The organism is Stenotrophomonas sp. Steno-Z1, assembly GCF_056393175.1.
The window spans coordinates 14,994-35,916 of the sequence record NZ_JBWJPB010000014.1; the positions used below are offsets into that span (position 1 = coordinate 14,994).

Here is a 20,923-nt window from a genome sequence, read left to right on the forward strand (position 1 = left end):
CTAAACGGAACTCACTTCAGTTTCAGCAGCGTGGCCAGGTCTTTGCGCAGACCGGCCATATCGAATCCCGGTGCGTAGCGCATGATCACGAAACCGTTGGGGTCGATCACATACACCGGCGTGCCGGCGGCGTCATCCACGGCGGGAAGGGCGGAACGCAGGGCCGGTTGGTCGCGCAGCGCGCGCAATGCGGGCAAGCCCTGGACCTCGGCCGGCGGCGTGCCCAGCCACAGGATCTCGACATTATCGGCGTTATGCCCGAACAGCTGCCACACCTGGCCCAATCCCTGCGACAAAGTGACGCACTCGCTCGTACAGCCTGCAGACGGCGCCACCAGGATGCGCCAGGTGCGCGCGTCGGGGTTCCACGGATAGACCTGGCCGTCGGCGAGCAGCGGCGGGCGCTGGCGCAGATCGACCGGCGGTTGCAGCAGCTGCCCGGCGTTGCGGTGCGCGGTGGGCTGCCAGCCGGAGAAGCGCAGCACGCCGGCCAGGGCCATTGCGCCGAAGAACAGCGCGAACAAGGCGATCAACGTCCAGCGGCCGCGTGAGCGCGAGGGCAGCCGATCCTGGGAAGTGGCATTCATGGGCGGCATTTTCTCATGTTGGGACGCTCAGCGCCGGGAACCGGCGGCAGGGCGGCGACGCAGGCGGAATTCCAGGACCAGCGCGACCACCAGGACGGTCAACGCCAGCGCGAACCATTGCACCGCATAGCCGAGATGGCGGCTGGGCGGCAGCGTGTTGGGCAGCAGGTCGAGGTCGCGCGCATAGCCGCCGGGCAGCGCCGGGTCCAGCCGCAGCACCCGCTCGGGCAGGCTGCGCGGCGGCAAGCCGAGCGCGCGCGCCACCTCGTCCGGTGGCAGGCGGTTGGCCAGCCACACGCCGGCCTGCGGGGTGGTGGCCAGCGCCGGGCCCAGCGCGATGCCGCTGGCCGGTGGCGGCGCCAGCAGCCCGGCGATGCGGGCCGGCCCCTGCGGTACGTGCAGGCGGGGCAGCACCCGGTCCGGCGGCATCGGCTGCCAGCCCAGGTCGACCAGCACGCGCGCCCCGTCTTCGCTCAGGAACGGCTGGTACAGCTTGAAGCCGGCGCGCCCGGCGCGGGTCTGGTTATCCAGCAGCACGGTGCCCGGCAGGTAACGGCCGCGGTCCTCCACCCAACGCAGCCGCAGCGGTGCCGCCAGCGCCTCGGCAAGGCGCAGCGCCTGCACACGCGCGGGGACCTGCTGGTCGAGCAGGGCCTGTTTTTCGTGCATGCGCTGCAGTTGCCAGCGCCCCAGCTGGCAGAAACCGACGATCACCAGCAGCGCGGCCACCCAGGCGATCAGGCGTGTGTGCTTGCGCATCATGACAACGGCGACCAAACGCGGTGATATAGGCGTACCCGCCCCGCCATCGAGCCGCGCATGAATGATTCGTTGAAGACCCTGCTGGTAATCGCGTTTCTGATCGTCATCGTCTGGAATCTGGGCGCCGGGCTGTATTACCTGCTGGTCGATCGCGGCCAGACCAAGCGCACCGTCAACGCGCTCACCCGCCGCATCGCGGTGTCGGTGGCACTGATCGCGCTGGTGGCCATCGGCATCTACACCGGCTGGATCAAACCCCACGGCATCGGCGGCTGAAACCGCACCCACGTCGGTGCGGCACGCGGTGTCGCGCCGACGCTACAGCACGTAGACGAACAGGAACAGCATCAGCCACACCACGTCGACGAAGTGCCAGTACCACGCGGCCGCTTCGAAGCCGAAATGGTTGTCGCGGGTGAAGTGCCCCTTGGCCGAGCGCAGCCACATGACGCCCAGCATGATCGTGCCGAGCAGCACGTGCGCGCCGTGGAAGCCGGTGAGCATGAAGAACGTCGAGCCGTAGATGCCCGAGCCCAGGGTGAGGTTGAGTTCCTTGTAGGCGTGGATGTATTCCTCGGCCTGCAGGGTCAGGAAGAACACGCCGAGTGCCACCGTCAGCCCCAGCCAGACCAGCAGCTGACGGCGATGCCCGGCCTTGAGCGCATGGTGGGCGATGGTGAGGGTGACACCGGAGGTGAGCAGGATCAGGGTGTTGATCAGCGGCAGCCCCCACGCGGGGATGGTCTGGAAGTGGCCACCGATCGCGCCGGGGCCGTTGGTCGGCCATGCCGCCGAATAGCCGGTCCACAACAGCTCGTTGGTCATCACCCGGTCGCCCTCGCCGCCCAGCCACGGCAGACCCAGGTTGCGGGTGTAGAAGAGCGCCCCGAAGAACGCACCGAAGAACATCACTTCGGAGAAGATGAACCAGACCATGCCCATGCGGAACGAGCCGTCGACCTGGCGGTTGTAGCTGCCGGCCTGGGATTCGCGCACCACGTCGCTGAACCACCAGAACAGGGTCAGCACCAGCATCGCGATGCCGGTATAGAAGGTCCACTTGCCCCAACTGGAATCGTTGAGCCAACTGGCCACGCCGACCATGGTCACCATCATCGCAATGGAACCGATGAACGGCCATTTGCTGTGCGTGGGCACGAAATACACGGTGGCATCGGGATTTTGCTGGGCCATGGTCTCAGGATCCGGTGCGTATCAGGGAGCGGCGTGCGCGTTGGCCGGGACCGCCGCGGCGGCGGCAGGCAGCTGCGCGGACAGCGCGTCGTTCTTGTAGAAGGTGTAGGACAGGGTGATCGTCTTGATGTTGGCCGGCAGGTCGGGATCGACGATGAAACGCACCGGCATGTCGCGCTTCTCGCCCGCCTGCAGGGTCTGCGCGGTGAAACAGAAGCACTCGGTCTTGCTGAAATAGCCCGAGGCCTTGGCCGGTGCCACCGAGGGCACCGCGCTGCCGACCAGCGCGCGGTCGCTGTCGTTGCGCGCGAAGTACAGCGCCTCGTTGAGCTCGCCGGGCACCACGTCCATGGTCAGCTGTTCGGGGTGGAAGGCCCAGGGCAGCTTGGAGTTGACGCCGCCATCGAATTCCACCCGCACGGTGCGCTTGCCGGTGGCGACCGCGCCGCCGGCCGCTGCGCCCGGACCACGCTCCAGCCGCACCCCGAACACCTTCTCGCAGGCGATCCGATACAACGGCACCAGCGAGAAGGTCAGCACGAACACCGCCAGCGCCACCCCGATCAGGCGGGGCAGGCCCGCCGTGCGCGCGGGGGCGACCGGGCGGTCTGCGCTCATCGCCCGATCACCCCGCTGAGGATGAAGCCCACGTACACCGCCACCGCCACCAGCCCCACCTTCCAGGCGGTGCGCTGTGCGCGGCGGCGTTGCAGGGCCTGTACCTCGGCAATGTCAGGATGGCTGTCCATGGTCGCCTCAGTGGGTGATGTCGTCATGGGCCAGGTCGCCGGGGCGGATCGTCGGCGGCGTGGTGAACGTATGCGCCGGTGCCGGCGAGGGAATGGTCCATTCCAGCCCGCGTGCGCCTTCCCAGGCGCGGTCAGCCGCCTTCTCGCCGTTGCGCAGCGACGCCAGCAGGATCGCGGCCATCATGAAGGGCGTGGCGAACATGCCGAACGCACCGATGGAACTGATCATGTTCCAGTCGGCAAACGCCACGCTGTAATCGGGGATGCGCCGCGGCATGCCGGCCAGGCCGAGGAAGTGCTGCGGGAAGAACAGCAGGTTGACGAACACGATCGACCACCAGAAGTGGAATTTGGCCCACTTCTCGCTGTACATGCGCCCGGTCCACTTGGGCCACCAGTAGTACACCGCCGCGATCAACGCGAACACCGCGCCGGTCACCAGCACGTAGTGGAAGTGCGCGACGACGAAGTAGGTGTCGTGGTATTGGAAGTCGGCCACCACGATGGCCAGCATCAGACCGGAGAACCCACCGATGGTGAACAGGATGACGAAGGCCACCGCCCACAGCATCGGCGCCTCGAAGGTGAGCGAGCCGCGCCACATGGTGCTGACCCAGTTGAACACCTTCACCCCGGTTGGGATGGAGATGAGCATCGTGGCGAACATGAAGTAGATTTCGCCCCCCAACGGCATGCCCACGGTGAACATGTGGTGGGCCCAGACGATGAACGACAGGAACGCGATGGCAGCCACCGCGTAGACCATGGCCTGGTAACCGAACAGCGGCTTGCGGCTGAAGGTGGGGATGATCTCGCTGACCACGCCGAAGGCCGGCAGGATCATGATGTACACCTCCGGGTGCCCGAAGAACCAGAAGATGTGCTGGAACATCACCGGGTCGCCGCCGCCGGCCGCGTTGAAGAAGCTGGTACCGAAGAACTTGTCGGTGAGCAGCATGGTCACCGCACCGGCCAGCACCGGCATCACCGCGATCAGCAGGAACGCGGTGATCAGCCAGGCCCAGCAGAAAATCGGCATCTTGAGCAGGTCGATGCCCGGCGCGCGCATGTTGAGCACGGTGGCGATGATGTTGATCGCGCCCATGATCGAACTGATGCCGGCGACGTGGATGGCGAACACGCTGAAGGCCACGTTGTAGCCGCCCTGCAGCGACAGCGGCGGGTACAGCGTCCAGCCACCGGCCGGTGCGCCGCCGGGCAGGAACAGGGTGACCAGCAGCAGGCTGAAGGCCACCGGCAGCAACCAGAACGACCAGTTGTTCATGCGCGGCAGGGCCATGTCCGGCGCGCCGATCTGCAGCGGGATCATCCAGTTGGCCAGGCCGACGAAGGCCGGCATCACCCCGCCGAAGATCATTACCAGTGCGTGCACGGTGGTCATCTGGTTGAAGAACTCGGGCTTGACGAACTGCAGGCCCGGTTGCATCAGCTCGGCGCGGATCACCACGCTCATGGCCGCGCCGATGATGAACATGATGAAGCTGAAAAGCAGGTAGAGCGTGCCGATGTCCTTGTGGTTGGTCGAGAACAACCAACGCTCCACAAAGCTCTGCTGATGCCCGTGGTGCCCGTCGTGGTCAACTGCGGAATGCGCCATCGCAACTACACCTCACTGGATCCGGTGGTACCCCCGCCTGCCGGTTGGCAGGCGTGGCTCGATTTCAGGCGTTGCTGTCTGCCGGGGCCGCCGCGGCCGGTTCGGGCGTGGCGGCCGGTGCCGCCTCGGCCGGGGCCGGCGCGGGTGCCGCCGGAGCCGCCTCGGGAGCAGCAGCCGGCGCAGGCTTGCGCGAGGCCAGCCACTTCTTGAAGTCCTCCTTGGACACCGCCTCGACCACGATCGGCATGAAGCCATGGTCCTTGCCACACAGCTCGGCGCACTGGCCGCGGTAGACGCCGGGCTTTTCGATGTTGGTCCAGGCTTCGTTGATGAAGCCGGGGATCGCGTCCTGCTTCCAGCCCAACGCGGGCACCCACCAGGCGTGGATGACGTCGTCGGAGGTGATCACGAAGCGGACTTTGGTATCCACCGGCAGCACCAGCCGGTTGTCCACTTCCAGCAGGTAGTGCGGGTGCGATTCCAGCGTGGGCACGGTGCCGCTCTGGCGCACGCGGTCGGACTCGCGGTCCAGGCGGCTGGTGAAGGTGACATCCTCGCCGAGATACTCGTACTTCCACATCCACTGATAGCCGGTGACCTTGACGGTCATTTCCGAATCGCGGGTGTCGTAGAACTTGATCAGGTTGGCCGTGGCCGGCCAGGCCATCACCACCAGGATGATCACCGGGATCACCGTCCAGATCACCTCGGCCTTGGTGTTGTGGCTGAAGGTGGCGGCGACCGCGCCCTTGGATTTGCGGAACTTGAACATGGCGTAGAACATCGCGCCGAACACCAGGATGCCGATGATCGTGCACACCCAGAGCGAGAACAGGTTGGATTCCCAGGCCAACCGCGCGCTCTGGGTCACCCCCTTGCCCATGTTCAACTGCCACGGTTTGGGGTCGGCCGCCTGGGCCCACGCCAATGCGGGCGCCAGCAGCGCGGCCCCGCTTGTTGCTGTCTTCCCGAACGTACTGCCCCACTTGATGCGTTGCTTCATTGCCTAGACCCTTAGCGTCGTCGGTTGCAGCCATCGCTGGCCGCGAGCAAGCCTTCTAGTTTCTGAGCCAGTGCCCTGCGTTCGGCCGGTGCGAGGAAAGCCCCCACTTCCACCTGCCTGCCGCTGGACGCCAGCCGGACCCTCTGCTCGTCGGCGATCAGGCGGACCCAGTGCGGGTGCGCGCTGAACACCGGCGAGTGCCCGGGTGCGGGGATGACCTCCACACACGCCGGAACCACCCGGATTTCTTCCTGCCGTTCTCCACTACGCCACACACTACGCAGTGCCGCTGCCAGCAACAGGCTGTACAGCAGCGCGAACAACGGGGCAAATACGTTGCCGGCCAACCAACCCAGGCTGGCCGCCAACCCCATCACCCCGCACAACACAGCAAACAACAGGACGAACTGCCGGGCATCGAGCGCCCGTGGGGGACGCAGCCGCAGTCGCGTCCCTGATCCGTCCGGAGCTGTCAGCACCTCGATCATGTCGCAACCGCGTTTTCCTGCCGCGGGAAACGTCTCGATGGTAGCCCTGCACTCGCGACAGTAGCAAGGGTCCATTCACACTTTCAGGAATGGTGCAATACAGCATCGGGATCGGCGGCACTTTTGACGAAATCAGCACAATAACCCGCGCCCCGTTGTGAAACGCCGAATCCCTTTGTATCAAAGGCTATGACCATGATGAGGGTTGCCGTGGATATTGCTTCGGCGGTCGAAAAAACGATTAAAATGGTCAAGTTTTCCACGAGCCGACCGGCATGACCGCACCCTCCGCACCGATTCCTGCCCCGGCCCCGTCCGGCGCTCTCCGTCCGCCGCTGCTGTCGCCCGAGCTGCCGACGCCTCCTCCCGCGTTCCGCCAGGCGATCACCGATGCCTGGATGAAGGACGAGGCCAGCCATGTGCGCGAACTGCTGGAGCAGGCCCGTCTGCCCGCCGCCGAACAGGCGCAGGTGCAGGCGGTGGCCGCCGACCTGGTGGCGCGCGTGCGCGTGCGTGCGAAGGACCAGGGCGCGATCGAAGCCTTCATGCGCCAGTACGACCTGGGCAGCGAAGAAGGCGTGCTGCTGATGTGCGTGGCCGAAGCGCTGTTGCGCATCCCCGACCAGGACACGGCCGACAAGCTGATCCGCGACAAGCTCGGCGATGCGGACTGGAAGAAGCACATGGGCGGCAGCGACTCGGTGCTGGTCAACGCCTCCACCTGGGGCCTGATGCTGACCGGCCGCCTGGTGCAGATCAACGATGCCACCCGCGCCGACGTGCCCGGTGCGTTCGCGCGCCTGATCGGCCGCGTGGGCGAGCCGGTGATCCGCCTGGCCGTGCGCCAGGCGATGAAGATCATGGGCCACCAGTTCGTCATGGGCCGCACCATCGACGAAGCGCTGTCGCGCTCGCACAAGGGCGACAACGCCAGCTACCGCTACTCGTTCGACATGCTTGGCGAAGGCGCGCTGACCATGAAGGACGCCAGGCGCTACCTGGAAGACTACCGCCGCGCGATCCACTCCATCGGCGGTGACCACAAGGCGCGCGGTGGCCGCCCCGATGGCGACGTCAACGCGGCCCCGGGCATCTCGATCAAGCTCTCCGCGCTGTACCCGCGCTACGAGCACGCCAAGCGCGCGCGCGTCATGGCCGACCTGGTCCCGGGCGTGCTGGAACTGGCGCAGCTGGCCAAGTCCTATGGCATCGGCTGCACCGTGGATGCCGAGGAAACCGACCGCCTGGAGCTGTCGCTGGACATCATCGAAGCGGTGGTCACCGACGCTTCGCTGGTGGGCTGGGAAGGCTTCGGCGTGGTCGTGCAGGCGTACCAGAAGCGCACCCCGTACACGATCGATTACCTGGCCGACCTGGCCCGCCGCATCGGTCGCCGCCTGCAGGTCCGCCTGGTCAAGGGCGCGTACTGGGACGCGGAAATCAAGCGCGCGCAGATCGATGGCCTGCCCGCCTACCCGGTGTTCACCCGCAAGCAGAACACCGACGTGTCCTACCTGGCGTGCACCCATCGGCTGTTCACCCATGCCGATGCGCTCTACCCGATGTTCGCCACGCACAACGCGCACACCATCGCCGCGGTGAAGGCGATCGCCAAGGGGGGCCAGTACGAGCACCAGAAGCTGCACGGCATGGGCGACGACCTGTATGCCGAAGTGGTGCCGGCCGATCGCCTGAACGTGCCGTGCCGCGTGTACGCGCCGGTCGGTTCGCATGAAGATCTGCTGCCGTACCTGGTGCGCCGCCTGCTGGAAAACGGCGCCAATTCCAGCTTCGTCAACCGCATCACCGACGACGCGGTGGCCATCGACGACCTGATCCGCGATCCGGTCGAGGCGGTGTCCTCCTTCGCGTCCATCCCGCATCCGAAAATCCCGCTGCCGGTCGATCTGCTGCGCAGCCAGAACCATGACAGGAAGAACTCCATGGGCGTCAATCTCGCCAACGACAACGATCTGCGCGCCCTGGCCGAGCAGCTCAACGCCGCCGTGAAGCCGTGGAAGGCCGCACCGCTGGTGCCCGGTGCCAACCCGACCGGCGCGCTGTTGAACGTGACCAACCCGGCCGACACCCGTCAGGTGGTTGGCCAGTGGCAGCCGGCCGACAGCGCCACCGTGGAGAAGGCGCTGGCCAATGCCGTGGCCGCGCAGCCGGCGTGGAACCGCACCCCGGCCGCCAGCCGCGCCGCGATCCTGGAACACGCCGCCGACCAGCTCGAGGCGCGCCTGCCCGAGTTCATGGCGCTGTGCGTCAAGGAAGCCGGCAAGAGCCTGCCCGACGGCATCGCCGAAGTGCGCGAAGCCGTCGATTTCCTGCGCTATTACGCCAAGCAGGCGCGCGAACAGTTCGGCCATGCCGAGAAGCTGCCCAGCCCCACCGGTGAGTCCAACGAACTGCAGCTGCACGGCCGCGGGGTGTTCGTCTGCATCAGCCCGTGGAACTTCCCGCTGGCGATCTTCCTGGGCCAGGTGGCCGCCGCGCTCGCCGCCGGCAACAGCGTCATCGCCAAGCCCGCCGAGCAGACCAACCTGATCGGCTACTACGCGGTGCAGCTGCTGCTCGAGGCCGGCGTGCCCGAAGGCGTGGTGCAGTTCCTGCCCGGCGACGGCGCCACCGTCGGTGCCGCGCTCACCGCCGACCCGCGCGTGGCCGGCGTGGCCTTCACCGGCTCCACCGACACCGCCCGCGCGATCAACCGCGCGATGGCCGCGCGCGACGCCGCCATTGGCGTGCTGATCGCCGAAACCGGCGGCCAGAATGCCTTCATCGCCGACTCCTCGGCGCTGCCGGAACAGCTGGTCAAGGATGCGATCGGTTCGGCGTTCACCTCGGCCGGCCAGCGTTGCTCGGCCGCGCGCGTGCTGTTCGTGCAGGACGACATCGCCGACAAGGTGATGACCATGCTGTCCGGCGCGATGGCCGAACTGAAGGTCGGTGACCCGGGCCTGCTGTCCACCGACGTCGGCCCGGTGATCGATGCCGACGCCCTGCGGATCCTGCAGGACCACGCCGTGCGCATGGAGAAGGAAGCGCGCCTGATCGCCGCCGCCGAACTCAGCGAAGCGGCCGCGCATGGCACCTTCTTCGCCCCGCGCGCGTACGAACTGAAGAACCTGGACCAGTTGCACAAGGAAATCTTCGGGCCGGTGCTGCACGTGATCCGCTGGAAGGGCGACCAGCTCGACGCGGTGATCGATCAGATCAACGCCACCGGCTACGGCCTCACTCTCGGCGTGCATTCGCGCATCGATGAAACCGTGGAGCGCATTTCCTCGCGCATCAACGTCGGCAACGTCTACGTCAACCGCAACCAGATCGGTGCGGTGGTGGGCGTCCAGCCGTTCGGCGGCCAGGGCCTGTCCGGCACCGGCCCCAAGGCCGGCGGCCCGCACTACCTGCTGCGCTTCGCCACCGAAAAGACCGTCACCGTGAACACCACCGCGGCCGGTGGCAATGCCTCGCTGCTGACCTTGGGCGATTGATGCACGGCAGCAGGTGTTGAACGAAAAACCCCGCGAACGCGGGGTTTTTTGTGGGCGTCATCCGGCGCCATGGAGCAGCGCGCCGTGGCCGCCGTTACGGGGCGTCGATCGACTCGATTTCATCGCGCATCAGCAACTCGTTGCCCATGTAGCGCTCGAACCGGATGCGGCCGAAACCGGGGGCGTACCAGCCCTCCATGCGGTTGTCCTCGAAGCTCGCGCTGACGTGGCAGGTGGCCTTGAAGGTGCGCGGCTGGCCATCGATCTCCACGTCCACGTCCTCGAAGCCGACGAAGGTGTAATCGGAGAACCCCTCGAAGTCGAGCGGCTCGACGGTCTCTTCGACGTGGTGGGTGCGCTCGCCCTTCCCGGTGTACTGGAAGCGGTCGCCCGGCTTGGCCGTCGCCGGGAACGTCGGCGCGGGGTTGAAGGCGTCGGTCATCACCGGCGTGCCCGCCTCCCCACCCCAGGCGGAAATACCGTAGCGTTCCTCGCCCAGGAAGGCGCGCCCGCTGGCATCGAAGTAGCTGGCCGTGCCGATGCCGCCGCCGGCGCTGTTGACCTTGATCGCCTCCTTGCCGGCGAAGGTCGCCTTCTCGATGGTCAGCGTTGCATCGGCGGTGGACCAGGTCAGGCCCGGGGTGAGGGTGAAACAGGCGCCGAAATCGGCCGCGCAGGCAGGGGCCGACAGTGCGGCCAGGCCCAGGAAAAGGGTGGAACGAAACGCGAGAGACGACATGTACAGATCCTTGTCAGACAGCATGACTCCCGCCGTGCGGGAGCGGTGCGGGATTGTACGCGCTGGGCCGGCGCGGACCGCGCTGAAAAGGCCCATCGCCATCGTTGCAATGGGCCAACACCGTGGCAGAATCCGGCCATCCGCGCTGCCCTGCTCCCGATCGTTCTGCTGGCATCGATGCCCGGGCCCACGGCCTGCGCGGCGCCGGCGGCCGACCGCGTCCTGGTGTTCACGCGCACCGTGCAGTTCCGCCACGATGCAATCCCCACCGCCATCGCCACGCTGCAGCGCGTGGCCGCCGCCGAAGGCATGCAGGCCGACGCCACCGACGTTGACCGCCGATTTCACGCCGGTCCGCCTCGCCCGCTACCGCGTGGTCGTGTTGTCCAATACCACCGGCGACGTGCTCGATGCCGCGCAGCAGCGTGCGCTGGAAGGCTTCATCCGCGCTGGCGGCGGCTTCGCCGGCCTCCATGCGGCGGCCGATGCCGAGTACGACTGGCCGTGGTATGGCGCACGGGTGGGCGCCTACTTCAGGGCACATCCACCGGGCCTGCAGGACACCCGCGTACAGCCCGAACGCGATGGCCGCACACGTGGCACGGCCTGGCCGATACGCGGCGAAATTTACACCTGCCGCGACAACCCACGCGCGCGCGCACCTGGTCGCCACGGTGGACGAACGTCTTTACGATGGCGGTAGATGGGCGATGACCACCCGATCACCTGGTGCCACACCTTCGATGGCGGCCGCAGCTGGTACACCGGGCTGGGTCATGACGAGGCGGTGTATCGCGATCCAGACTTCGTCGCGCAGTTGCGGCAGGGGCTGCGCTACGCGGCCGGCTCATCGTCGCGCTGCTGAGTGGCATCGAGCACCCTCGCGCGCGCCCTCACCACGTAGATCGTCCCGTCTTCGCCGTCCTTCGCACCGACCTCGTAGCGCGAGGCGTCGAGCAGCGCTTCCAGCCACACCGGGATCGTCGCCCCCCAGATGTAGCCGGTGAACTCATGCGGGTAGTTCGTCCGACCATTGGGATTGGCCGAATGAAGGTACACCCCGTCGTTCATCGTGTTCGGATGCAGTTGCGCCCAACACTGCGCCTCGCGTGCGTCTGCACCGAGCGAACGCTGCGCATGGTCGAGCAGGCGCAAGGCGGAATGCGCGACGGCCTCGCGGTCGGAAGAGTCACGTGCAGCTTTGCCATACCAGTCCGGGTGCACGTGCCAGAGATCGAACCAGGTCGATTTGGCAAGCGTCTTCTGAAGATAGCGAAGGTTCTTCGCTTCTTCGCGCGCCCAGTAAGCGCGCATCTTTTTGAGGTATCGGCGGTCCATGACGATGGGATGCAAACGGGCCGCCAGTCTACTGAAGTCGTCGCCGCCGGAGTGCCCTGCACATGCGGTGGAGCGGAAGCCCGCGTGCATGCAGACAAGCGCCGGTCACCAAGAGCGGGGCCGACAGGGATGCGCTCGCGGCGTGCGGCGGACGCGGCGCAAACAGAAGGCCCCGCTTTCGCGGGGCCTTCTGCCGTTCAAACAACCGGTGCGGCTGTGTCGATCAGAACTTGTAGTTGACCGACGCGGCCAGCACGTCGCCACGGACCTTGTACTTGCCGGTCAGCGAGTTGCCCTGGTTGTTGGTGGTACCGGCGATGTTCACGTCCGGATCGCTGGTGAACAGGTGGGTATAACCGAAGTTGTACTCGATGTTCTCCGACGGGGTCCAGCCCACGCCCAGCGACAGCCACTTGCGGCTGGTGTCCGGCACGCGCACGTCGCGGTGGGCGTTGGTGGTCGGGGTCTGATCCAGCGCGATACCGCCGCGCAGGGTGACGGTGTCGCTCAGCTTGAAGTCGGTGCCCAGCGAGACGAAGGTCGTGTCGCGGTAGCCGAATTCCAGCACCGAGTCCGGCTGCGCCGAGGCGTAGTCGATGGTGACCTGGTCAAAGGCGGTGGACCAGGCGGTGCGGGTGACGTCACCCATCACGGTCCAGCGGTCGTTGACGTTGTGGGTCACGCTCAGGGTGGCCGAGGCCGGCAGGGTCAGCGTGGCCTTGCCCGAGGTGCTGGTGAAGCGGCCCGGCTGGGCCACGGCCAGCACAGCAGCGGCGTTGGCCGGCACGTCGAAGGTAGCGTCGCCGCCGGTGATCTTGTGCTCGACCTTGGAGCGGTAGCTGATGCCGATGTGGGTGTTCTCATCGGGGCTGAACAAGCCGCCGACGGTCCAGCCCACGGCATTGTTGTCGCCTTCCACGGTCAGCTTGCCATCGGCGCTGCCCGGGGCGAAGCCCGGCACGCGCGACTGCGCCAGCGCGGTGCCGAAGTCGATGTTGTTGCTCAGTTCGATGGTCAGGTGCTCAACGAACACCGACGCACCGAAGGACACGTACGGGTTGACGTCGTACGAGGCGGCAAAGCCCAGGTCGATCGCCTTCAGGTCGGTCTTCAGGCCGCTGTAGCGACCCACCCAGCCGTTGTCGTATTCGGTCTTGAAGCCGAACGGAGCGGTCAGCGACACGCCGAAGTGGGCCTGCTCGCCGATCGGCATGTGGAAGTACGCGGCCGGGACCGGCGCGATCATGCCGGCGTCGCCGCCATTGCCGCCGGTCTGCGGCTGGCCGGTCGGCTTGCGGCCGGTGCCGCTGTACTTGGCCGAGAAGCTGATCGCGCTCAGGTCACCCTGGATCTGGGTGCCTTCCAGCTGGCGCATGCCGGCCGGGTTGACGGCGATGATGGAGGCGTCGCCCTGGGCGCTGCCGGAACCGGCAAAGGCGCGGCCGAGGCCCTTGGCGCTGTTTTCCTTCAGCTGGAAGGCAGCAGCGTGGACGTGGCCGACAGCCAGGACACCGGCAATGCCGACGGCCAGGGCGGTGACGCGGGCAAGCGTGGAAGCGGTATGCATGTTTGGTTCTCTCCGGAATTGCGGTGATGTTTGGCAACGCGCGCCTGCGTCATCCCGTGCCTTGCGGCCGGAACAACGCGCCGGATTCCCCTCCCGACATACGACGCCGTATTGGAGTATACCGAGACCGGTTAATGAAACAATAACGTGGGCCGCCCCAGCGGCTATTCAGGCTGAAGCCGACAATTCCCCGTCGGGGCTGCTGCCGCGCTAGGCTAGCGCCATCCATGTTCGTGTCGATCCCTTCCCGCAAGAAGTCCGCCTTCCGCTGGGCCACCCCGCTGCTGTTCGCCGCCCTGTGGCTGGCGTTCCTGTGGTCGATCTCGCGGCCGGACGATGCCCGTCGCAGCCTGTGGCTGGACTGGGGCGCGCTGTCGACGGGATTGACCCATCCACAGGACTGGTGGGCGACCCTGCAGGACGGCAGCGTGCTGCGCCTGTTCACCGCGTTGTTCCTGCATGCGGACTGGTCGCACCTGCTGGGCAACCTGGTGTTCCTGCTGATCTTCGGGCTGCCGGCCGAGCGGGTGTTGGGCCCGTGGCGGCTGATGCTGCTGTTCCTGGTCGGCGGGGCGATCGCCAACCTGACCGCCATCTACGCCATGGGCAGTCCCGACCAGATCATCATCGGCGCCAGCGGCGCGGTGTCCGCGCTGATCGGCGCCTACCTGGCGCTGTTCCCCGGCGCACGCCTGGGCGTGGTGATCCCGCTGGGGCTGTTCCTGGAATTCGTGCGCGCCCCGGCCTACCTGCTGATCGGCGTCTGGGCGGGGCTGCAGGTGGTGTTCGCCCACATCGGCCCGAGCTTCGGCATGGTGGCCTGGTGGGCGCACATCGCCGGCTTCCTGTTCGGCCTGGGCTACGGCGTGTACGTGCGCGCCGCGATCGCCCGCCGGCTGCGCAAGCGACACGGGTTCTGAATCGGCGGTCGGCTGCGGCTACGCGCGGATGCGCCCGCTGGAGCCGGCCGTTCGCCGCCTCCCCGCAACGCCGGTCGACTGCAGCGCCGGCCAGCGGCCGGCACTACCGGTCACGGTTTGCTGGGACGTCTGCTGAGGGCTTGGCCGGCACGTCCGCCGGCTTGGCTTCGGGCTTGGCCTCGGGCTTGGCCTCGGGCTTGGCTTCGGGCTTGGCTTCGGGCTTGGCTTCGGGCTTGGCTTCGGGCTTGGCTTCGGGCTTTGCTTCCGGCTTGGCTTCGGGCTTCTTCTGCGCCGCCGTCCTGGCGGCCTCGGCCTTCTGCCTGGCGACCACCGACCCCGGCTGCTTCAGCTCCGCCAGCGCAGCGTTGATCGGGCCATCGCCGGGCAGCACGTCACCGGCCTTGTAGCCGTCGCCGCCTTCTTCGTCGCCGCGCAGGTGGCCTGGCAGGGTGGCTTCGCTGTAGTCGGCCAGGCTGGCCGGCAGCTCGTCATCGCCGTCGCGCTTGTCCGGCTGCAGCACCACGTCCGGCACGATGCCGGTGGCCTGGATCGACTTGCCGCTCGGGGTGAAGTAACGGGCGGTGGTGAGCTTGACCGAGTCGCCGTTGTCCAGCGGCAACACGGTCTGCACCGAGCCCTTGCCGAAGGTGCGGCTGCCGACCACGCGCGCGCGGCCGTTGTCGCGCAGCGCGCCGGCCAGCACCTCGGAGGCGCTGGCCGAGCCGGCGTCGGCCAGGACCACCACCGGGGCGCCCTTCAACAGGTCGCCCGGGGTGGCGTCGAAGCGCGCATCGCTGATCGAGATCCGACCGCGCGTGCTGACGATGTTGCCCTTGTCGAGCAGGTCGTCGGCCACTTGTACCGCCGCGGTGAGCAGGCCACCGGGGTTGCTGCGCAGGTCCAGCACCAGGCCCTTGAGCTTGCCCCCGGCCTGCTGCTGCAGTTGGCCGACCTGCTTCTGGAAATCGGCCCCGGTATCGGCCTGGAAGGTGCTCAGGCGGATGTAGCCATAGCCCGGCTCCAGCATGCGGCCGCGCACGCTGGTCACGCGGATGGTCTGGCGGGTGACGGTGACATCGAACGGCTTGGGCTTGCCGGTGCGCACCAGGGTCAGCACCACCTTGCTGCCGGCCTTGCCACGCAGCGGCTCGGTGGCCTCGATGGCGCTGATCGGCTTGCCGTCGATGGCGATGATCAGGTCGCCGGCGAGGATGCCGGCCTTCGCGGCCGGGGTGTCGTCAATCGGCGAGATCACCTTCAGGCTGCTGTTGTCCGGCTGCTGTTGCAGCTCCACGCCGATGCCGTCGTAGGCACCGGTGGCCTGCTCGTCGAAGGCCTCGGCGTCTTCCTTGTCGAAGTAGGTGCTGTGCGGATCCAGGTCCAGCAGCAGGCCGCGGATGGCCGACTGCATCAATTTCTTGTCATCCACCGGGTCCACGTAGGCGGCGCGCACCGCGTTGTAGACCGCCACATAGCGCCGGATCTCTTCCAGCGGTACCCGCGATGTCACCGCTTCCTCGTTGCTGGCGGCGTCACTGGCGCTGCTGGCGGCCTCGCTGGTCTGCTGCGCCCAGGACACGGCAGGCAGCAGGGCCAGCAGCAAGGTGGCGGTACGGGCTACGCGCATGAAGCACTCCAGGTCGGCGGGGGACGGAAAACACGCACGGGGTGCGTCGCCCGATTATGCGCGAAGCGACGATAAATTCCCGTTGAACCCGCGGCGCTGCAACCGTGCGCCGTTTGGCTGGGTGTCAGCGTCGCTGCAGCCAGCCGCCCGGATCGACCGGCTGGCCATTGCGACGCAGCTCGAAGTACAGCGCGGTCACGCCCTGCCCGCCGGAGTTGCCGACCTTGGCCACCGCATCGCCCTTCTTGACCGTGGCCCCGGCATCGCGAAGCAGGGTGTCGTTGTGCGCGTACAGGCTCATGTAGCCATTGCCGTGGTCGACGATGAGGATCATGCCGTAGCCGGTCATCCAGTCGGAGAACACCACGGTCCCGTCGGCCACGGCGGTGATCGTGCTGCCGGCCGGCGCGCCGATCAGCACGCCGCTGCTGGTGCGCCCATCCGGCAGCTTGCCGCCGTAGCGCGCCAACAGGTTGCCCGACAGCGGCCAGCCCAGCCCGCCCACCTTGGGCGGCGGCGCCGAGGCCACCGCAGGCGGGGTCTTGCCCGGGCGCGGCGGCGGGCGGGTGCCGTTGGCGGCCGCCGCGCGTTCGGCCTTTTCCGCGGCGGCTTTCTCGGCGGCCGCCTTGCGCGCGGCAGCGCGCCGTTCGGCCTCGGCGCGCGCGGCGGCGGCGCGCAGGTTGGCCAACAGCGTTTCCAGCGCCTTGGCATCCTGGCCAAGGGCCTTCTCGCGTTCGCTGCGGTCCTTGTAGCGCTCCTCCAGGCTGGCCACGGTCTCCGCACGGGTACGACGGTCGTTGGCCAGGGTGGCGGCCTGCTGCTTCTGCTGCTGGCGGGTGCCTTCCAGCGCCTGGCGGCGCTCGACGATCTGGGCTTCCACGGCCTGCAGTTCGGCCAGATCGTGGGTGATCCGCTGGATGCGCCGGGCGCGCTCGCGCTGCAGGTAGCGGTGATAGGCCAGGCTGCGATTGGCGTCGGCGACGCGGTCCTGGGACAGCAGCAACTTGAGCGGTGCGTTGTTGCCGATGCGGTAGGCCGAACGCAGCAGGGACGCGAGCTCGTCGCGCTGCCGGGTCATGCCGGCCTGCAGGTCGCTGCGCTTGCGCTGCAGCTCCTCCATGGCACGGGTTTCGCGCTGCAGCGCGGTTTCGGTCTGGGCCAGCACCCGCCCGGTGCGCGCGACCTTTTCATCGGCATCGCGCAACTGCCGCGAGGCCTGGCCACGCTGGCCCTCCAGGGTCCTGCGCTCCTGGGCCACGTCCTTGAGCTCCGTGCGCAGCTTCTGCAGCTTGCGCTCGGCTTCCTTGGAACTCTGGGCCAGCACCGGGCCCGCCACCAGCACCGCCAGCGCCAGCAACAGCCCGCGCGCCAGCCAGGGCGGGACGATGCCGCCGCGGTCTCCGGGCGACGGTTTGTTATTCCGGCGTGAGGGCAAGGCGTTGTGGCGCAAGGGCTTTCCAGTGACTTCAGGCAGATGCGGATTGTAGCGATGCATGGTGACATCCCCACAGGCGGCCTGCCAGCCGCATACCCGATACGAGGTCACCATGAAACGCATTTCGCTCTTGTTGCTGTTGGCCCTGGTGCTGCCTTGCGCACCGGCCCTGGCCAGCGAGGACATCAGCAAGGTCAACGGCAGCATCCACGCCACCGGTGGCCAGGTCTACGGTGACCTGGAAACGGTCAACGGCGGCATCACCGTCGACGAAGGCGTGGTCACGGCCGAGATCCAGACGGTCAACGGCAGCATCAAGGTCGGCGACCGTGCGCGCACCACCGGTGTGTCCACGGTGAACGGCAACCTGCGGATCGGGCGCGACGTGGTCGCTGCCGGCAACGTGGAGACCGTCAACGGCGGCATTTTCATCGACCGCGGCAGTGTGATCGAGGGCAACCTGGAGACCGTCAACGGCGGCATCGGACTCGTCGAGACGCGGCTCAACGGCAACATCGACACGGTCAACGGTGACATCACGGTCGGGGTGGGCTCGCAGGTCGAGGGCGGCATCCGGGTCAAGAAGCCCAACTTCAACCTGTCGCTGACCGGCGGTCGCAAGCCGCGCGTGATCATCGGCCCGAAGGCCAGCGTCGCCGGCAGCCTGCAGTTCGAGCGCGAGGTCACGTTGTACGTGCACCGCACCGCGCATATCGGCCCGGTCAGCGGTGCACAACCGCTGACCTTCGACACCGACGCCGCACCGCAGGATTGATACCCTTTCCCGGTGCCCCTGTGCACCGGCCCACTGGATCCAGGAATCGATGATGCCCCGCAGACTTCTGTTGTGCCTTGCCGCCACCGCCGCCCTTGCCGCGTGCAAGGGCGAAGCCACCGCACCGCCGCCGACCGCCGCCACGCAGGCACCTGCCGCCACGGCCAGCCATGCCTTTGCCGCCGACATCAATGCGGCCGACTTCGCCGAGTTGGTCAAGACGCTGGCCTCGGATGCGTTTGAAGGCCGCGCCCCGGGCAGCAAGGGCGAAGAGCTCACCGTCAACTACATCCGCGACCAGATGCAGCGCATCGGCCTGCAGCCGGGCAACGGCGACAGCTGGTTCCAGGACGTGGCCATGACCGAGACCACGGCTGATGAGTCCACCGTGCTCAGGCTGGACCAGGCCGGCAAGACCCGCGAGCTCGCGTTCGGCACCGACATGGTGATCGGCACCCGCAGCGGGCAGCCGGAGGTAAAGGTCGATGGCAGCGAGCTGGTGTTCGTCGGCTATGGCGTGGATGCGCCGGAGCAGAAGTGGAACGACTACGCCGGCCAGGACTGGAAGGGCAAGACGGTGGTGATGTTCGTCAACGACCCCGGCTTCCACGTGGACGACGCCACGCTGTTCGACGGCAAGCGCATGACCTATTACGGGCGCTGGACGTACAAGTTCGAAGAGGCCGCACGCAAGGGCGCCGCTGCCGCGCTGATCGTGCACGACACGGCCGGCGCCTCCTACGGCTGGGACGTGGTGAAAAACTCGTGGGCGGGCCCGCAGTACGACCTGCCGGCCAAGGACGATCCGGACGCACGCCTGCCTGCGCAGGGCTGGCTGAGCGCCGAGGCGGCACGCCAGTTGTTCGCCGACGCCGGGCTGGACCTGGACAAGGCCTACAAGGACGCCAGCAAGCGTGGCTTCAAGCCGGTCTCGCTGAAGGCCAAGGTCTCGTTCGACCTGAAGAGCACCATCGCCGAGAAGAAATCGCGCAACGTGGTCGGCGTGCTGCCGGGCACGAAGCGGGCCGACGAAGCCGTGCTGTACATGGCCCATTGGGACCACCTGGGCAAGCACGAGGGTGAGCAGGGCGACAACATCTACAACGGTGCGGTCGACAACGCGACCGGCGTGGCCGGGATCCTGGAAGTGGCCGACGCGATGGCGCACCAGCAACCGGCGCCGGAGCGCTCGGTGGTGTTCCTGGCCGTGACGCTGGAGGAGTCGGGCCTGTTGGGCTCCAAGTATTACGTCAGCCATCCGACCTTCCCGCTGGACAAGATCGCCGGGGTGATCAACATCGACGCGATGTCGGTGGCGGGTCGCGCCAAGGATGTCACCGTGACTGGGTTCGGCAGTTCCGAGCTGGAGGACATGCTCAAGCCGCTGGCCGCCAACCAGGGCCGCACCCTGCATGGCGAGACCTCGGTGCAGAGCGGCTTCTACTTCCGTTCGGACCACTTCAACTTCGCCAAGGCCGGCGTGCCGGCGTTGTATGCCGATGGCGGCGAAGACCTGCGCGACGGCGGCGTCGAGGCCGGCCGCAAGGCAGCCGAAGCGTATGGTCGCGACCGCTACCACGGGCCGAAGGATGAGTTCGACCCGGCCACGTGGAAGCTGGACGGCACCGTGGAAGACCTGCAGTTGCTGTACGGCGTGGGCAAGGAGCTGGCTGGCGGCGATCGTTGGCCGAACTGGTATGACGGCAACCCGTTCAAGGCGGCGCGCGACGCGATGATGAAGGACAAAGGCGCTGCCCCTACACCGGCAGCACCGGCCCCCTGAGCGGCTTGCGGTTGTCAGGTTGAACACGAAACGGCGCCTTAGGGCGCCGTTTTTTGTTGGGGGCTCCGCACGTGATCGACCGCCGGTAGCGCGTCAGCAGCCGGTAGATGTCCCTCGGCCCGGTAATGGCGTGGCAAGGATGGGCAAGGCCGTGTTTACAGGGGATCGGGATCAGGGGTGCATGCGTGGATGCGGTCGCAGGCAGGATCGAGGGGCTCGGGAAACGACCGTGGCGGGCCAGGTGAGTGCATTTCCCGCGGTCGGGTAGTGCCGAGCCATGCTCGGCAACGCAGGTGAGTGCATTCCCTGCGGTCAGGTAGCACTGAGCCATGCTCGGCAACGCAGGTGAGTGCATTCCCTGCGGTCAGGTAGTGCCGAGCCATGCTCGGCACCGTAGCGGTGGGGATCATGCAGAGGTGTTTGGAAAGCAGCCGAGCATGGCTCGGCTCTACCGAGGCAGGGACACGGGGAACCGACACAGGGACAGTGCCCAGCCATGTCAGTCACCTCAGGTGAACGCATTCCCTGCGGTCAGGTAGTGCCGAGCCATGCTCGGCACCGCAGCGGTGGGGATCATGCAGAGGTGTGGGGACATCAGCCGAGCATGGCTCGGCTCTACCAAGGTAGGGGCACGCGGAACCGATGCCGGGAGCGGAGCGAGCCATGCGTCGCACCTCAGGTGAGCGCATTCCCTTCGGTCAGGTAGTGCCGAGCCATGCTCGGCACCGTAGCGATGGGGATCATGCAGAGGTGTGGGGACATCAGCCGAGCATGGCTCGGCTCTACCGAGGCAGGGACACGGGGAACCGACACAGGGACAGTGCCCATCCATGTCCGT

19 protein-coding genes and 1 pseudogene are annotated in these 20,923 nt (G+C 67.4%); 6 read left to right on the forward strand and 14 right to left on the reverse strand.

Annotated elements, in window-relative coordinates:
* Positions 1–11 precede the first annotated feature (11 nt).
* Positions 12–596: a hypothetical protein gene (locus tag AC06FD_RS20215; RefSeq protein ID WP_478078721.1), complete on the reverse strand. Its 585-nt coding sequence runs from the start codon at positions 594–596 to the stop codon at positions 12–14.
* An 18-nt stretch (positions 597–614) separates the two neighbouring features.
* On the reverse strand, positions 615–1,349 hold the full coding sequence (locus AC06FD_RS20220) for an SURF1 family protein (RefSeq protein WP_259210221.1): 735 nt from the start codon (positions 1,347–1,349) through the stop codon (positions 615–617).
* A 57-nt stretch (positions 1,350–1,406) separates the two neighbouring features.
* On the opposite strand from AC06FD_RS20220, the gene AC06FD_RS20225 reads away from it, so the two are divergent.
* Positions 1,407–1,625: a twin transmembrane helix small protein gene (locus AC06FD_RS20225; protein WP_070208839.1), complete on the forward strand. Its 219-nt coding sequence runs from the start codon at positions 1,407–1,409 to the stop codon at positions 1,623–1,625.
* 42 nt (positions 1,626–1,667) lie between these two features.
* On the opposite strand, the gene AC06FD_RS20230 is transcribed toward AC06FD_RS20225, so the two are convergent.
* The 7 genes from AC06FD_RS20230 to AC06FD_RS20260 all read right to left on the reverse strand — a co-directional run bounded on the left by AC06FD_RS20230 (position 1,668) and on the right by AC06FD_RS20260 (position 6,664).
* Complete coding sequence (locus tag AC06FD_RS20230; protein ID WP_259210220.1) at positions 1,668–2,543, reverse strand: cytochrome c oxidase subunit 3; 876 nt, start codon at positions 2,541–2,543, stop codon at positions 1,668–1,670.
* A gap of 21 nt (positions 2,544–2,564) precedes the next feature.
* Positions 2,565–3,161, reverse strand: coding sequence for a cytochrome c oxidase assembly protein (locus AC06FD_RS20235; protein WP_259210218.1), 597 nt, complete (start codon positions 3,159–3,161; stop codon positions 2,565–2,567).
* Complete coding sequence (locus tag AC06FD_RS20240; protein WP_259210216.1) at positions 3,158–3,292, reverse strand: hypothetical protein; 135 nt, start codon at positions 3,290–3,292, stop codon at positions 3,158–3,160. The genes AC06FD_RS20235 and AC06FD_RS20240 overlap by 4 nt, the downstream gene beginning before the upstream one ends.
* Positions 3,293–3,299: 7 nt before the next feature.
* On the reverse strand, positions 3,300–4,910 hold the full coding sequence (ctaD, locus tag AC06FD_RS20245; RefSeq protein ID WP_259210215.1) for a cytochrome c oxidase subunit I: 1,611 nt from the start codon (positions 4,908–4,910) through the stop codon (positions 3,300–3,302).
* A 64-nt stretch (positions 4,911–4,974) separates the two neighbouring features.
* A complete protein-coding gene (gene coxB, locus AC06FD_RS20250; protein WP_259210214.1) occupies positions 4,975–5,913 on the reverse strand; it encodes a cytochrome c oxidase subunit II in 939 nt (312 codons plus the stop codon).
* Between the two features lie 11 nt (positions 5,914–5,924).
* Positions 5,925–6,401: a DUF2244 domain-containing protein gene (locus AC06FD_RS20255; RefSeq protein WP_259210213.1), complete on the reverse strand. Its 477-nt coding sequence runs from the start codon at positions 6,399–6,401 to the stop codon at positions 5,925–5,927.
* Positions 6,402–6,484: 83 nt separating this feature from the next.
* The gene (locus tag AC06FD_RS20260) at positions 6,485–6,664 is read right to left on the reverse strand and encodes a hypothetical protein (RefSeq protein ID WP_259210212.1); all 180 of its coding nucleotides are present in this window, start codon (positions 6,662–6,664) and stop codon (positions 6,485–6,487) included.
* Between the two features lie 12 nt (positions 6,665–6,676).
* Between AC06FD_RS20260 and putA the strand changes: the two genes are divergently transcribed.
* Positions 6,677–9,901 carry a bifunctional proline dehydrogenase/L-glutamate gamma-semialdehyde dehydrogenase PutA gene (gene putA, locus AC06FD_RS20265; RefSeq protein ID WP_478078722.1) on the forward strand — a complete coding sequence of 1,075 codons (3,225 nt, stop codon included), beginning with the start codon at positions 6,677–6,679 and terminating at the stop codon, positions 9,899–9,901.
* A 94-nt stretch (positions 9,902–9,995) separates the two neighbouring features.
* Here the strand turns inward: putA and AC06FD_RS20270 are convergent, their stop codons facing one another.
* Entirely contained in the window at positions 9,996–10,640 is a 645-nt protein-coding gene (locus AC06FD_RS20270; protein WP_478078723.1) for a hypothetical protein, read from the reverse strand.
* Between the two features lie 379 nt (positions 10,641–11,019).
* On the opposite strand from AC06FD_RS20270, the pseudogene AC06FD_RS20275 reads away from it, so the two are divergent.
* Positions 11,020–11,505 (forward strand): annotated as a pseudogene (locus tag AC06FD_RS20275) (ThuA domain-containing protein).
* Here the strand turns inward: AC06FD_RS20275 and AC06FD_RS20280 are convergent.
* Both AC06FD_RS20280 and AC06FD_RS20285 read right to left on the reverse strand, forming a co-directional pair.
* The gene (locus AC06FD_RS20280; RefSeq protein ID WP_478078724.1) at positions 11,475–12,068 is read right to left on the reverse strand and encodes a hypothetical protein; all 594 of its coding nucleotides are present in this window, start codon (positions 12,066–12,068) and stop codon (positions 11,475–11,477) included. The pseudogene AC06FD_RS20275 and the gene AC06FD_RS20280 sit on opposite strands and share 31 nt — an antisense overlap.
* 133 nt (positions 12,069–12,201) lie before the next feature.
* Entirely contained in the window at positions 12,202–13,545 is a 1,344-nt protein-coding gene (locus tag AC06FD_RS20285; protein ID WP_259210207.1) for an outer membrane protein transport protein, read from the reverse strand.
* A 227-nt stretch (positions 13,546–13,772) separates the two neighbouring features.
* Here AC06FD_RS20285 and AC06FD_RS20290 point away from each other — a divergent pair, with 227 nt between their 5' ends.
* The gene (locus AC06FD_RS20290; RefSeq protein ID WP_259210206.1) at positions 13,773–14,465 is read left to right on the forward strand and encodes a rhomboid family intramembrane serine protease; all 693 of its coding nucleotides are present in this window, start codon (positions 13,773–13,775) and stop codon (positions 14,463–14,465) included.
* Between the two features lie 103 nt (positions 14,466–14,568).
* Here AC06FD_RS20290 and AC06FD_RS20295 read toward each other — a convergent pair whose 3' ends face one another.
* Entirely contained in the window at positions 14,569–16,092 is a 1,524-nt protein-coding gene (locus AC06FD_RS20295; protein ID WP_478078725.1) for a S41 family peptidase, read from the reverse strand.
* Between the two features lie 124 nt (positions 16,093–16,216).
* The gene (locus tag AC06FD_RS20300; RefSeq protein ID WP_478047820.1) at positions 16,217–17,542 is read right to left on the reverse strand and encodes a murein hydrolase activator EnvC family protein; all 1,326 of its coding nucleotides are present in this window, start codon (positions 17,540–17,542) and stop codon (positions 16,217–16,219) included.
* Positions 17,543–17,639: 97 nt separating this feature from the next.
* Here AC06FD_RS20300 and AC06FD_RS20305 point away from each other — a divergent pair, with 97 nt between their 5' ends.
* Together AC06FD_RS20305 and AC06FD_RS20310 are read left to right on the forward strand one after the other, a co-directional pair.
* Complete coding sequence (locus tag AC06FD_RS20305) at positions 17,640–18,302, forward strand: DUF4097 family beta strand repeat-containing protein (protein ID WP_259210203.1); 663 nt, start codon at positions 17,640–17,642, stop codon at positions 18,300–18,302.
* 52 nt (positions 18,303–18,354) lie between these two features.
* Positions 18,355–20,085 carry a M28 family metallopeptidase gene (locus tag AC06FD_RS20310; protein WP_478078726.1) on the forward strand — a complete coding sequence of 577 codons (1,731 nt, stop codon included), beginning with the start codon at positions 18,355–18,357 and terminating at the stop codon, positions 20,083–20,085.
* Positions 20,086–20,923 lie beyond the last annotated feature (838 nt).